Genomic DNA, 13,287 nt, shown 5'->3' on the forward strand with positions numbered 1-13,287 from the left:
ATGAAACGTCGTCATATTCTTATCAGCACCGCGGCCAGCATTGCCGCCCCCGTCTTCGCGCAATCGGTGGGCAGCCGCCCGATCCGCCTCATCGTGCCCTTTGCCGCTGGCGGCCCGATCGATGTCACCGCCCGCGTGCTGGCCGAGCGCGTACGCGACAGCCTGGGCACGGTCATCATCGACAACAAGCCCGGCGCCGGCGGCAACATCGGTGCCGACATGATCGCCAAGGCCGCACCCGATGGCCTGACCATAGGCATCTCCAGCACCGCCACGCACGCCGTCAACCCCTGGCTCTACAGCCGCATCCCCTACGACGCGGCCAAGGACTTTGCCGGCATCACGCAGATGCTGCGCGTGCCCAACGTGCTGGTGATGAACGCAGAGAGCGCGCAGCGCCTGCACATCAACAGCGTGGCCGACCTGATCGCCTACGGCAAGAAGAACCCCGGCAAGCTCAACTACGGCAGCGGCGGCAATGGCAGCGCGGGCCATCTGGCCGGCGAGATGTTCAAGCAGCAGGCCGGCATCTTCGCGGTACACATCCCCTTCAACGGCGGCAACCCGGCGCAATTGGCGCTGCTGTCGGGCCAAGTCGACTTCAACTTCGACAACCTGGCCACGGCTGCACCCAACATCCGCTCGGGCAAGCTCAAGGCCATTGCCGTGACCACCGCCCAGCGCAGCCCGGCCCTGCCCGAGGCGCCGCCGGTGTCCGACACGCTCAAGGGCTTTGCCATCGACACCTGGTGGGGCCTGGTGGCGCCGGCCAAGACGCCGCACGACATCGTCCAAAAGCTCAACCAGGCCTTCGTCACCGCGCTCAACACGCCCGAGACCAAGACCCGCTTCGCCGGCCTGATGGCCGAGCCGGTGCCGACCTCGCCCGAGGAATTTGACCGCTTCATGCACCAGGAGCTGGCCAAGTACCAGCAGATCGTCAAGGCCACTGGAGCGCAAGTCGATTGACCCCGAAGTTTTTTGACCTTTTAGGCCTCTAGCCCTTTACCCACCTGGGCTACTAGCTATCTATTTGATAGTCCCGGCCGCAGCCTTCGGTACAACGCGTCGTACTCCCGCGCGCTGTCTTCCCAGCCAAAGCGCTGGCGCATGCCGTTGCGCCGTAGCGCGCGCCACAGCGGCGGGTCGCGGTAGGCGGCCTGGGCGCGTTGCAGGCCTTGCAGCAACGCGGCGGGCGTGGCCTCGGGGATGACGATGCCGGTGGCGGCATCGGGGCCGGCCTGCAGATCCACCACCGAATCCACCAGGCCGCCGGTGGCGTGCACCAGCGGCGGCGTGGCGTAGAGCTGGCTGTACATCTGGTTCAGGCCGCAGGGCTCGTAGCGCGAAGGCATCAGGAACACGTCGGCGCCGGCTTCTATGCGGTGGGCGCGCGCTTCGTCAAAGCCGATGAGTGCGCTGACCTGCTCCGGGTGCGTGGCGGCGGCGGCGCGCAGCGCGTCTTGCAGGGCGGGCTCGCCCTGCCCCAGCACCGCCAGTTGCGCGCCTTGGGACAACAGCCAGGGCAGCGCCTGCACCACCAGATCAATGCCCTTTTGCTCGGTCAGGCGGCCGATCAGGCCGAACAGCAGCGCGCCCGGGTCTTGCCGCAGGCCGCATTCGCGCTGCAGCGCGGCCTTGCAGACGGCCTTGCCGCGCATGGCGCGCCAGTGGTAGCGCTGCGCCAGGAAGGCGTCGGTCTGCGGGTTCCAGACCTGGGTGTCGACACCGTTGAGGATGCCCACGAGCCGGTCGGCACGCGCCTGCAGCACGCCGTGCAGGCCCACGCCCAGGGCCTCGGTGGTGATCTCGCGCGCATAGGTCGGGCTGACGGTGGTGATGGCGTCGCAAAACTGCAGGCCGGCCTTGAGCATGGAGATATCGCCCCAGAACTCCACGCCATCGATGCCGAGCCAGGCCGGCGGAATGCCCAGCATGGCGGCGTCGGCCATCCAGAAGCGGCCCTGGAAGGCCAGGTTGTGGATGGTCATGACGCTGGCCGCCGTGGCCACGCCGCGCTGGCGCGCCAGGTGCAGGTAGAAAGGCGCCAGGCCACAGGTCCAGTCGTGGCCGTGCAGGACATCCGGCTGCCAGGCCGGCCAAGGCGTGTCGGCGGCAGCGAGCCAGGCCGCCACCCGCGCCAGGAAGCCAAAGCGCCGCGCGTTCTGGGCGTGGTCAACACCGCCGGTGTCGACATAAGGGCCGCCGGGGTGCACGAAGAGTTCCGGGCAATCGAGCAGCAGCAGGGTCACGCCCGAGGGCTGGGCCACGCTGTCGATGCGCGCGGCCGGCCAGCCCTCGCGCGCGGGCAGTTGCAGTTCAGTGTGGCGGCCGGCCATGTTGGCAAAGGCCTTGTAGGCCGGGATCAGCACGCGCACGTCGTGGCCCAGCGCCGCCAGCGCGGGCGGCAGTGCGCCGCTGACATCGCCCAGGCCGCCGGTCTTGACCCAGGGCGCGCATTCGGGCGTGACGAACAGGACCTTCATGCGGCAGGCCCGCGCTGCTGTGCGCGCAGCGCCGCGGCCACTGCCAGCATGCGCGCGTCCAGCGCCAGTGCCTCGACGTTCACTGCCAGCTTGCGGCGCCAGTTGGGGAACACGTCTTCACCCGTGCCGGGCACGTTGACCTGCAGCCGCTGCTGGGTGACGTCTTCCAGTTGCACGCCCAGCAGCAGCGAGGGCGTGCGCGCCAGATAGGTGTGCACCGCCTCGACCAGCGCAGAGCTGCATTCAGGCAGCGAGGCCGGGTCTACCGTGGCGTCGGCGGGCAGCAGGCCTTCGCGCTCCAGCGCAATCAGCAGCCGGGCCCGGTCCTGCGAGCGGTCCAGCACCAGCTGGTAGCGCGTCTGCTCGTCGGGGTAGAGATGCAGGCGCGCCTGCAGCGCCAGGTCTTCGCCGCTCCAGAAGCCGCGCAGGGTGGGCAGGTCGTGCGTGCTGACCACGGCCAGCGCCTGCTGCGGCCAGTCGGGCGGCGCGCGAAAGCTGCCGCCATGCGTGCGCTCAAAAAACAGCGGCCGGTACGACAGCAGCGCGTGCTCGTGCATGGCCTCGCGCATGCGCGGTGCCACGTTGCCCAGGTCTTCGCCTATCACCATGCACTGGTGGCGGTGGCTCTCCAGCGCCAGGATGCCCAGCAGGTCTTCCAGCGGGTAGGCCACGTAAGAGGCGCCGGTGGGCGCGATCCAGAACAGGCGCATCAGCCCCATGACATGGTCCAGCCGCAGCGCGCCGGCGTGGCGCATGTTGGCGCGCAGGGTGTCGATGAAGGGCTGGTAGCGCCCGGCCTGCAGGCGCCGTGGGTTGAAGGGCGGCAGGCCCCAGTTCTGCCCCAGTGCGTTGAGCGGGTCGGGCGGCGCGCCTACGTGCATGCCCAGGGCATAGACGTCGGGCTCGGTCCAGGTCTCGGAGCCGCCTTCGTTCACGCCCACCGCCAGGTCGCGGTACAGGCCCAGGCCCATGCCGGCCTGCCGCGCCTGCTGCTGCGCGGCCTCTAGCTGCTGCTCGGCCTGCCACTGCAGCCAGGCGCGAAAGCCGACGCGGTCTTCGTGCTCGCGCGCAAAGTCGGCCACGGCCTCGCCGCGTGGAGAGCGGTAGGCCTCGGGCCAGTCCGGCCAGCCCCAGATCGGGGCATCGGTGGCGGGCAGGTGTTCTTGCAGGGCCTCGAACAGCGCATGGGCGCGCAGGGCTTCGCCGCCACGGTGCAGAAACACCTGGAACTGGGCTGCGCGCTCGCTGCCCGCCGCCAGGTGCTGCTGGCGGAAATGCGCCCACAGCAGCTCCAGCACGCCGTACTTGACCGAGGCCACCTGGGCGTAGTCCACCATTTCGGTGGCGCGCAGCGCCTGCAGGCGCTGCTGGAAATCACCGCTGGCCACCAGTTGCCGTGCCTCGGCGCACTCCTGGAAGTCGGGCACCGCCTCTACGTCCAAATAGATGGGGTTGAGCATGTTGCGGCTCGACGGGCTGTAGGGGCTGGCGGCCTCGGGCCGCTGCGGGAACAGGGCATGCAGCGGGTTGAGCCCGACAAAGGAGGCGCCCAGCTCCGCCATGCTGGCCACCAGCATGCGCAGGTCGGTGAAGTCGCCCATGCCCCAGTTGCGTGCAGAGCGCAATGCGTAGAGCTGCACGCACGGCCCCCACCAGCGCTCGCCCGACTGCAGGCCCGCCGGCATCCAGCAGCGCACGGGCGTGACGATGACGGCCGTGTAGCCCTCGCGCTCGGTGATGCCGTCGAGCCGGTGGTAGCCCACGGGCAGGCCGGCCGGCAGCACCACGTACTGGCGGCCGTTGCCGCCCTGGTGGCTGTAGAGGGCTTCGCGCCGGCCGCCTTCGAGCGCCAGGTGCCACAGGCTGCCGTCCGGCGTGCCGGTTGCCAGCGCCACGCCATAGGCGTCGGCGCCTTCGCGCAGCACGATCACCGGCGGCAAGGTCTGCTGGTGGCCCGCCGCGGCATGGGCTGCCAGCGCGGCATGGACCTGGGCATCGTCCGCGGCCGGCACCCCCATGGCGTGCAGCGCGCTGCGCAGCGTGGCGTCTGGCACCTCGCGCTCGCGGCCGTAGAAGTCGTGCCAGCGCACTGCAAGACCCAGTTGCTGCGCCAGGTTCTGCAGCGCGGCGTGGTCATCCATGGTCGCGTATACGCCCTCGGCGTTGGCAGCAGTGTCGGTCACGGAAGAATCCTTGGGGAAGTACGCCAGTGTCACCCAAGCGCAGCAAGCAACGTGCCGCCGTGCAGGGGCTCAGGCACAACAGGGCTGGGTCAGCACCACCATGGAATGCGCCGGCAGGGCATGCTGCTCACCGGCATGCCAGGGCGTGATGTCGGCCATGCCGCCCGCCGCCTGCGCGGCCACGGGCTGGCCGTCGGGGGTGGCGGTGTCGATGCGCGGCGTCCAGCCGCCCGGCGCGGCGGCGTACGCCGGCAGGGTGAAGCTCGCCTCTTGTGCCGACGCATTGATCAGCAGCAGCACCGAATCGCTGGTGATCGCGCTCTGGTCTTCATGGGCCAGCGCGGTACGGCCGCCGTCGAGCAGCGCGGCCACGCAGCGGGTGCCGGGCTTGCTCCATTCGTCCTGGTCCATCTCCTGGCCCCAGACGCTGTACCAGGCCAGGTCCTTGCGGCCGGCCGCGTCGGCCTCGCCGCTGAAGAAGCGGCTGCGCCGCAGCACCGCATGGCTTTGGCGAAACGCCAGCAGCCGGCGCGCATAGACCAGCAGCGGGTCGCCGCTTTGCGCGGGCGACCAATCGAGCCAGCTGAGCACGCCGTCCTGGCAGTAGCCGTTGTTGTTGCCGCCCTGGCTGCGGCCCATCTCGTCGCCGGCCAGCAGCAACGGCACGCCCTGCGACACAAACAGCGTGGTCAGCAGGTTGCGCTTTTGCCGCTCGCGCAGCGCCAGGATGGCGGCGTCGTCGGTCGGGCCCTCGGTGCCGCAGTTCCAGCTGCGGTTGTGGCTTTCGCCGTCGCGGTTGTCTTCGCCATTGGCCTCGTTGTGCTTGTCGTGGTAGCTCACCAGGTCCTGCAGCGTGAAGCCGTCATGCACGGTGATGATGTTGACGCTGGCCTGCGGCCCGCGCCGCGACTCGCCATAGATGTCGGCCGAGCCGCACAGCCGCGCGGCAAATTCGGGCAGCGCGCCGTCCTCGCCGCGCCAGAAGTCGCGCACCGCGTCGCGGTACTTGCCGTTCCACTCGGCCCAGGGCGCGGGAAAACCGCCGACCTGGTAGCCGCCTGGGCCTAAGTCCCAGGGCTCGGCGATCAGCTTGACGCGGGCCAGCACCGGGTCTTGCTGGATGGCGCACAGAAAGGCCGAGCGTTGGTCGAAATCATGGGCGGCACGCCCCAGCGTGGTGGCCAGGTCGAAGCGAAAGCCATCGACGTGCATCTCTTGCACCCAGTAGCGCAGGCTGTCCAGCACCAGGCGCAGCACCAGCGGGCTGCTGCTGTCCAGCGTGTTGCCGGTGCCGGTGAAGTCCATGCAAAAGCGCCGGTCTTCCGGCAGCAGGCGGTAGTAGCCCGCGTGGTCTATGCCCTTGAAGCTGAGCGTGGGGCCCAGGTGGTTGCCTTCGCCGGTGTGGTTGTAGACCACGTCCAGGATTACCTCGATGCCGGCCGCATGCAGCGCCCGCACCATGTGCTTGAACTCGGTCACCGGGTCGCCACTGCCATAGCGCGGCTCAGGTGCAAAGAAGCCCAGGCTGTTGTAGCCCCAGTAGTTGACCAGCCCGGCCTGCACCAGGCGCTCGTCGTCGATAAAGGCATGCACCGGCAGCAGCTCGACCGCCGTCACGCCCAGGCGCTGCAGGTGGGCAATGGCCGCTTCTGACCCCACGCCAGCGTAGCGGCCGCGGGCCGCCTCGGGCACATCCGGGTGCTGCTGCGTGAAGCCCTTGACGTGGACTTCGTAGAACACGGTGTCGCCCCACGGCACGGCGGGCGGCGCGTCGCGGCCCCAGTCGAAGGCGGTGTCCACCACCACGGACTTGGCCGCGGCCGCACCGTTGTCGGCCTCGTCGAAGGCGAAGTCTTCCTCCTCCGTGCCCGGGGTGTAGCCGCACTGATCGGGCGCGCCGCGCAGCGGCCGGTCGATGGCCAGCGCATACGGGTCGAGCAGCAGCTTGTTGGGGTTGAAGCGCATGCCCTCTTCGGGCTGGTAGGGCCCGTGCACGCGGTAGCCGTAGCGTGTGCCCGGCGGGCAATCGCGCAGGTAGACATGCCAGATGTCGCCGCTGCGCTCGGCCATGTCGATGCGCGCCAGCTCGGTGCTGCCGTCGTCCGCATAAAGGCACAACTGAATGCGCTCGGCCGGCACGGAATGCAGCGCGAAATTGGTGCCCGTGCCATCCCAGCGCGCGCCCAGCCGCAGCGCCGAACCGCGCTCGACCCGCGTGTAGCCTGGCGTGGGCCGGTTCCCGGACTGGTCCAGCAGGGAACTCATGCGTGGATGCGCGCGGTCAACAGCGGGGCTGCAGGCCCAGGCGTCTTGCCGCCTGGCGCCCGCGCCAATGGCGGCGGCTCGACCGGCAGGCCCAGCACTTCGGCCGCCACCCTGCTGGCCCGCCCGGGCAAGGCCGGCTTCTTGGGCGAGAAATAGCCGCTGGGCACGACCACGATGCCGCTGGCCGTGACATGGAAGCGCAGCCGGTCGGCCACCAGGTCAAAGCCGATGCGCTCACCAGGAGGGATGTCGTTGTCGGTGTCGATGATGGCGCGGCGGATCAGCGCACCACGGCCGATCACCGAGCGCTCCATCACGATGCAGTGCTGCAGGTGCGCGTCGCGGTGCACGGTGACGGCGCGGCGCAGCATGGCGTGGTCGAGCTTGGCGCCATCGACGATGCAGCCCGAGCCAACGACAGAGCGGTGGATGATGCCGTTCTCGATCTGCGCCGACTCCGACGGATCGTGGCTGGCATAGATCGGCCACTGCCGGTTGGTCATGCGGAACTTGGGGCTAGCGCCCAGCGTGTCGAAGTGCGCATCGAAGTAGGCATCGATGGTGCCCACGTCGCGCCAGTAGCCATTCTCTTCATAGGGCGCCGTGCCCGGGATCACGTTGGTGGCGAAGTCGTAGGCAAACAGCCGGTGGCTGTTCACCATCTGCGGCAGGATGTGCTTGCCGAAGTCGCTCTCGCCGGTGGCATGGGAGCGCTCCAACGCCTCCAGCAGCACCTCGGCATTGAAGATGTAGTTGCCCATCGACGCCAGCGCAAAGCCTTCGCGCCCGGGCATGGCGGCGGTGCTGTGGGGCTTCTCCTTGAAGTCGGTGACGCGCAGGTCGGCATCGACCTCGACCACGCCGAACTGGTCACAGTGCTCCAGCCGCACCGGCAGCGTGGCCACGCTCACGTCGGCACCCGACTGGCGGTGGAAGTCGATCATCTGGCGCACGTCCATGCGGTAGATGTGGTCGGCGCCGAACACCGCCACGATGTCGGGCTGAAAGCTCTCGATCAGGTGGATGTTCTGGTAGACCGCGTCGGCCGTGCCCTGGAACCACTCCGGGCCGTTGCGCATCTGCGGCGGCACCACGGTCACGAAATGGTCGGGACCAAAGCGCGGCATGGTCCAGGCGGTGCGCGCATGCTCGATCAACGACTGCGACTTGTACTGCACCAGCAGGTAGATCGAGAAGATTTCGGAGTTGATCAGGCTCGACAGCACGAAGTCGACCACCCGGTGCTTGCCGTCGAAGGGCACGGCCGGCTTGCAGCGGTCGGCCGTGAGCGGGTGCAGGCGCGAGCCCTCGCCGCCGGCCATGACAAAGGCCAGAACTTTGCGGTTATTGCTGGGCATGGCCGACTCCATCAGACAGAAACACCACCGACAGCGGCGGCAACTCCAGCCGCAGGCTGTGCGCCTGAGCACCACAGGCCGTGGGCTCGGCCTGGCAGGCGCCGAGCTTGCCGCTGCCACTGCCGCCGTAGGCCTGGGCGTCGCTGTTGAGCAGCTCGCGCCAATGGCCGGCGCGCGGCACGCCCACGCGCAAGCCCTGCACCGGCGCGGGCGTGAAGTTGCACAGCACCAGCACATCAGCGCCGGCACCCTGCCCCGCGTGGCGGAAGAAGGCCAGCACGGTGGCTGGCTCGGCCTCGGTCTGGGCCCAGGAGAAGCCTGCGGCATCGAAATCATGGCGGTACAGCGCGGGCTGGGCGCGGTACAGGCGGTTCAGGTCGGCCACCCAGCGCGCCACGCCGGCATGGCGCGGCAGCGCCCACTCATGCCAGTCCAGCGTGCGCTCGTGCTGCCACTCCCCGGTCTGGCCGAATTCGCCGCCCATGAACAGCAGCTTCTTGCCCGGATGCCCCCACATGAAGCCGTACAGCGCGCGCAGGCCGGCCGCGCGCTGCCAGTCGTCACCCGGCTGGCGGCCCCACAGGCTGCCCTTGCCGTAGACCACCTCGTCATGCGAGAGCGGCAGCAGGAAGTTCTCGTTGAACATGTACATGAACGAGAAGCACAGCTCGTCGCGGTGGTGCTCGCGGTAGAAGTGCGGGCGCGCGGTGTAGCGCAGCATGTCGTTCATCCAGCCCATGTTCCACTTCATGCCAAAGCCCAGGCCGCCGTGGTGCACCGGCCGCGACACGCCGCCCCAGCTGGAGGATTCCTCGGCCACCACGTGCACATCGGGGAAGGCCGCATAGACCGCCGTGTTGAGCTGCCGCAAAAAATCCACCGCCTGCAGGTTCTCGTTGCCGCCGTGCTCGTTGCTGGCCGACTGGCCGGGCTCGCGCGCAAAGTCCAGGTACAGCAGCGAGGCCACCGCATCCACGCGCAGGCCGTCGAAGTGGTAGTGCTGCAGCCAGAACAGCGCATTGCCGATCAGGAAGTCGCGCACCTCGAAGCGGCCGTAATTGAAAATCAGGCTGTTCCACTGCGGGTGAAAGCCGCGGCGCGGGTCTGCGTGCTCGTACAGCGGCGTGCCGTCGAAGCAGCCCAGGCCGTGGGCATCGCTCGGGAAATGCGAGGGCACCCAGTCCAGCAGCACGCCAATGCCGTGCTGGTGCAGGGTATCGACCAGCGCCATCAACTCCTGCGGGCTGCCGTAGCGCGCGCTGGGCGCGTAGTAGCCAATGGCCTGGTAGCCCCACGAGCCATAGAACGGGTGCTCGGCCACCGGCATCAGCTCGACATGGGTGAAGCCCATGGTCTCGCAGTGCGCGGCCAGGCGGCGGCCCAGCTCGGCGTAGTTCAGGTAGGCGCCGTCGTCGTCGCGCTGCCAGGAGCCCAGGTGCACCTCGTAGATGGACATGGGCGCGCCCAGCGCCTGGCGCGTCTTGCGCTGGGCCATCCATTCGGCGTCGCCCCAGTCGTAGTCCAGCGTGGCGATCTGCGAGGCGGTGCGCGGCGGGCATTCGGCGCGAAAGGCGTAGGGGTCGGCCTTGTCGAAGGCCGGGCCGTCGCGCGGCTGGATGCGGTACTTGTAGCACTGGCCCGGCGCGGCGCCTTCGACAAAACCCTGCCAGCGCCCGCTGCCGTCGGTGGCCTGCTCCAGCCCCTGCGGCTGCCAGCCATTGAAGTCACCGATCACCGCCACGCCGCGCGCATTCGGGGCCCAGACCGCAAAACGGGTGCCGCGCGCCTCCGCGTGGGCACCGAGCGTGCGATACGGAAGATGCTGGGGCGCGGCATGGAGCAGCGCAGGCGGTGACGATTGCAGGGCGGGATTCGCACCGGCTGCGCGCTCGATATCGGGGCCCTTAGGCGCACTGGCGCGAGATGTCATGGAAATCCAAGCCTTCAAAAAAGAAGGCGGCCGGGAAGTCGGCCGCAGGCCAGTGTCTGGGGCGCAATGACGGCAAGGCGACGGACGGCATATCCAGCAGGTGTAGGTGGGCACCGACAGTCGTGCAACTAGTGTGCCATCCGGCGACTACCGACCCTTGGCAAAACTACCAAATAGATAGCAAAAAGCCCAGGCAGGACCTGGGCTAGCGGCACTTTTTATACAGAACTTCTGCGCATTCAGTCAGGCGCAAGACGCGCAATCCCCTGCCCCGCCACTGCCGCCAGCGCAGCCGGTGGCACGCGTTGGGGCGCGATCTCGGCCAAGGGCACCAGCACGAAGGCACGTTCGTGCATGCGCGGGTGCGGCACGCTGAGTTCGGGCAGGTCGATGCTGCGGTCGCCGTACAGCAGCAGGTCCAGGTCCAGCGTGCGCGGCGCGTTGCGGTAAGGGCGCTCGCGGCCGGCGGCCTGCTCTATGGCCTGCAGGGCCTGCAGCAGTGCCAGCGGCGCCAAGGTGGTGGCGATCTCGGCCACGGCGTTGATGTAGTCGGGCCCGCTGGAATCGACCGGCGCGCTGCGGTAGAGCGAGGACTGCCGCAGCAGCGTGGTCTGCGGCAGCGCGGCCAGCGCGGCGAAGGCGCCGCGCACGGTGGCGGCGGCGTCGCCCAGGTTGGCGCCCAGGGCGATGAAGGCCGTGGTGGGCGCGGACACGTTCTTAGTCTTGCGAATCAGCCTGCGGCGGTGTGCCGCCATCAGCGCCACCGGTTGGCTTGCGGCGGCGGCGGCGCTTGCGCGGGGCGGCCGCGCCATCTTCGGCTGCGGGTGCATCGCTGGCGGCCACGGCTGCCTCGGCGGCAGGCGCCGCGTCGCGCTCGGCCGGGGCCGGCGCACGGGTGCGCACGCGTGCCGGACGCGGCGCGGCTTCGGTGCCGGGCGTGGCCTTGCGGCTGCGGGTTTTTTGCTCGTCGCGCACCTGGTCGATCAGGTCCTGGCGGCGCAGGTCGTCGGTGGTGCTGAACTCTTGCCACCAGTCGGCCAGGGCCTCGTCGATCTCGCCGATATCAGAGCGCAGGCGCATGAAGTCAAAGCCGGCGCGAAAGCGCGGCTGGTCCACCAGGCCATAAGGCGCGCTGCCAGTGCGCTTCTCGAAGCGCGGCTGCATGACCCAGATCTCGCGCATGTCGGCGGCCAGCTTGCCACGGCCGGAGACGTCGCCAATGCGCTTGTCGAAGACTTCGTCGATCGCGTCTTGCAGCGCCGGGAACACATGGTGGCGTTGCTCGATGCGGCGGTTCCAGCCGGTGCGCACGTCATCCCACAGCACGGTCGCCAGCAGGAAGCTGGGCGCCACCGGCTTGCCCTCGCCCACGCGGCGGTCGGTATCCATCAATGCGGCCTTGACGAAGGGCTCGTCGGCGCGCTGCACCACCACGTCCAGCAGCGGGTAGATGCCCTTGGCCAGGCCAAGCTTGCGCAGTTGCTCGATGGTGGCAATGGCGTGGCCGGTCTGCAGCAGCTTGAGCATTTCGTCGAACAGGCGGCTTTGCGGCACGTCGGCCAGCAGGGCCTGCGAGGCGATCAGCGGGCCGGACGTTTTGGCATCCATCTTGAAGCCCAGCGCCGCCAGCTTGGCCGAGAAGCGCACGGCGCGAATGATGCGCACCGGGTCTTCGCGGTAGCGCGTGGCGGCGTCGCCGATCATGCGCAGGGTGAGCTTCTTGGCGTCCTTGATGCCGCCGTGGTAGTCGACCACGATCTGCGTCTGCGGGTCGTAGTACATGGCGTTGACGGTGAAGTCGCGGCGCGTGGCGTCTTCGTTCTGCGGGCCCCAGACGTTGTCGCGCAGCACGCGGCCGCTGGAATCAACCGCGTGGGTCATGCCGGCGAGTTCGCTCTTGCTGGTTTTTTCGTTGCCGGCGACCTGCTCGGCGGCGGCGTTGTCCATGTAGGCGCGGAAGGTAGAGACCTCGATCACCTCATGCTCGCGCCCACGGCCGTAGACCACGTGCACGATGCGAAAGCGCCGGCCGATGATGAAGGCGCGGCGAAACAGCGCCTTGACCTGCTCGGGCGTGGCGCTGGTGGCCACGTCGAAGTCCTTGGGGCGCAGGCCCAGCAGCAGGTCGCGCACCGCACCGCCCACCACGTAGGCCTCAAAGCCCGCCTCTTGCAGGGTGCGCACCACATCGACGGCCCGCTTGTCGACCAGCGCCGGGTCTATGCCGTGCACGCTCTGCGGCACGTCCTCGCGCTTGCCGAAGCTGGGCTTTTTCGGCCGGGCCGCACCGCCGGTAGGGGCTTTTTTGCCCAGCAGCTTGTCGATGAACTGTTTGATCATTTTTCTTCTTTGGTACCGGAGGCTTCCGGAAAGAGGTCCAGGATGCGCCAGCCGCGCTCGGCGGCCAGTGCGCGCAGGCGCGGGTCGGGGTTGGTGGCGACCGGGTGGTTAACCTGCTCCAGCAGGGCTAGGTCGTTGAGCGAATCGCTGTAGAAGGTGGTTTCGACATCACCCCAGTGCCAGCCGCGCGCGGCCAGCCACTGCTCCATGCGCAGCACCTTGCCTTCGCGCGCCGAGGGCGTGCCCTGGATGGCGCCGGTGATCCAGCCGTCGGCGCCGCGCGCCAGGTCGACCGCGATCAGCTCGGCCACGCCCAGCGCGTCGGCGATCGGGCGGGTGACGAAGGCGTTGGTGGCGGTGACGATCAAAATTTCGTCGCCCGCGTCGCGGTGCTGCTGCACCAGGGCGCGCGCGGCGGGCAGGATGACCGGCACGATCACCTCGGCCATGAAGCGGCGGTGGGCGGCCTCTGCGGCTTCAGCGCCCTGCAGGCGCACGGCCTCGGTGGCAAAGCGCACGTAGTCGTGGATGTCCAGCGTGCCGGCGCGGTACTGGGCAAAGAATTCGTCGTTGCGGCGGGCAAAGGCGACCGGGTCGGTCCAGCCGAGCGTGGTGGTGAAGACACCCCAGGCGTGGTCGGAATCCAGTGGCAGCAGGGTGTGGTCGAGGTCGAACAGGGCCAGGCGGGGGCGGGAACCGTGGGTCGTCATGGAGGGGGGATGGGC

The 13,287-nt window shown here is 69.0% G+C and carries 9 protein-coding genes; 1 reads left to right on the forward strand and 8 read right to left on the reverse strand.

Features of this window, described 5'->3' with window-relative positions; all coding sequences use genetic code 11:
• Entirely contained in the window at positions 1-969 is a 969-nt protein-coding gene (locus tag AAFF27_16735) for a tripartite tricarboxylate transporter substrate binding protein (protein XAH21661.1), read from the forward strand.
• A 56-nt stretch (positions 970-1,025) separates the two neighbouring features.
• Here the strand turns inward: AAFF27_16735 and glgA are convergent, their stop codons facing one another.
• The 8 genes from glgA to AAFF27_16775 all read right to left on the reverse strand — a co-directional run bounded on the left by glgA (position 1,026) and on the right by AAFF27_16775 (position 13,272).
• On the reverse strand, positions 1,026-2,486 hold the full coding sequence (gene glgA / locus AAFF27_16740) for a glycogen synthase GlgA (GenBank protein ID XAH21662.1): 1,461 nt from the start codon (positions 2,484-2,486) through the stop codon (positions 1,026-1,028).
• Positions 2,483-4,669, reverse strand: a complete 2,187-nt coding sequence (malQ, locus tag AAFF27_16745; protein ID XAH21663.1) for a 4-alpha-glucanotransferase — start codon at positions 4,667-4,669, stop codon at positions 2,483-2,485. Before malQ ends, glgA begins: the two co-directional genes overlap by 4 nt.
• 69 nt (positions 4,670-4,738) lie before the next feature.
• On the reverse strand, positions 4,739-6,934 hold the full coding sequence (glgX, locus tag AAFF27_16750; GenBank protein XAH21664.1) for a glycogen debranching protein GlgX: 2,196 nt from the start codon (positions 6,932-6,934) through the stop codon (positions 4,739-4,741).
• Positions 6,931-8,292 carry a glucose-1-phosphate adenylyltransferase gene (locus tag AAFF27_16755; GenBank protein XAH21665.1) on the reverse strand — a complete coding sequence of 454 codons (1,362 nt, stop codon included), beginning with the start codon at positions 8,290-8,292 and terminating at the stop codon, positions 6,931-6,933. The genes glgX and AAFF27_16755 overlap by 4 nt, the downstream gene beginning before the upstream one ends.
• Positions 8,279-10,222 (reverse strand): 1,4-alpha-glucan branching protein GlgB, encoded by a 1,944-nt coding sequence (gene glgB / locus AAFF27_16760; protein XAH21666.1) that lies wholly within the window; start codon positions 10,220-10,222, stop codon positions 8,279-8,281. Before glgB ends, AAFF27_16755 begins: the two co-directional genes overlap by 14 nt.
• 239 nt (positions 10,223-10,461) lie before the next feature.
• Positions 10,462-10,935 (reverse strand): 2-amino-4-hydroxy-6-hydroxymethyldihydropteridine diphosphokinase, encoded by a 474-nt coding sequence (folK, locus tag AAFF27_16765; protein XAH21667.1) that lies wholly within the window; start codon positions 10,933-10,935, stop codon positions 10,462-10,464.
• A gap of 4 nt (positions 10,936-10,939) precedes the next feature.
• A complete protein-coding gene (pcnB, locus tag AAFF27_16770; GenBank protein XAH21668.1) occupies positions 10,940-12,562 on the reverse strand; it encodes a polynucleotide adenylyltransferase PcnB in 1,623 nt (540 codons plus the stop codon).
• Positions 12,559-13,272, reverse strand: coding sequence for an HAD-IB family hydrolase (locus AAFF27_16775; protein ID XAH21669.1), 714 nt, complete (start codon positions 13,270-13,272; stop codon positions 12,559-12,561). The genes pcnB and AAFF27_16775 overlap by 4 nt, the downstream gene beginning before the upstream one ends.
• Between the last annotated feature and the right edge of the window lie 15 nt (positions 13,273-13,287).

It is taken from the genome of Xylophilus sp. GW821-FHT01B05 (assembly GCA_038961845.1).
Classification (GTDB): domain Bacteria; phylum Pseudomonadota; class Gammaproteobacteria; order Burkholderiales; family Burkholderiaceae_C; genus Xylophilus.

Coding starts and splice junctions, on each gene's coding strand:
- AAFF27_16735 (XAH21661.1), top strand. CDS start 1: ATGAAACGTCGTCATATTCTTATCAGCACCGCGGCCAGCATTGCCGCC.
- glgA (XAH21662.1), bottom strand. CDS start 2,486: ATGAAGGTCCTGTTCGTCACGCCCGAATGCGCGCCCTGGGTCAAGACC.
- glgX (XAH21664.1), bottom strand. CDS start 6,934: ATGAGTTCCCTGCTGGACCAGTCCGGGAACCGGCCCACGCCAGGCTAC.
- AAFF27_16755 (XAH21665.1), bottom strand. CDS start 8,292: ATGCCCAGCAATAACCGCAAAGTTCTGGCCTTTGTCATGGCCGGCGGC.
- glgB (XAH21666.1), bottom strand. CDS start 10,222: ATGACATCTCGCGCCAGTGCGCCTAAGGGCCCCGATATCGAGCGCGCA.
- pcnB (XAH21668.1), bottom strand. CDS start 12,562: ATGATCAAACAGTTCATCGACAAGCTGCTGGGCAAAAAAGCCCCTACC.
- AAFF27_16775 (XAH21669.1), bottom strand. CDS start 13,272: ATGACGACCCACGGTTCCCGCCCCCGCCTGGCCCTGTTCGACCTCGAC.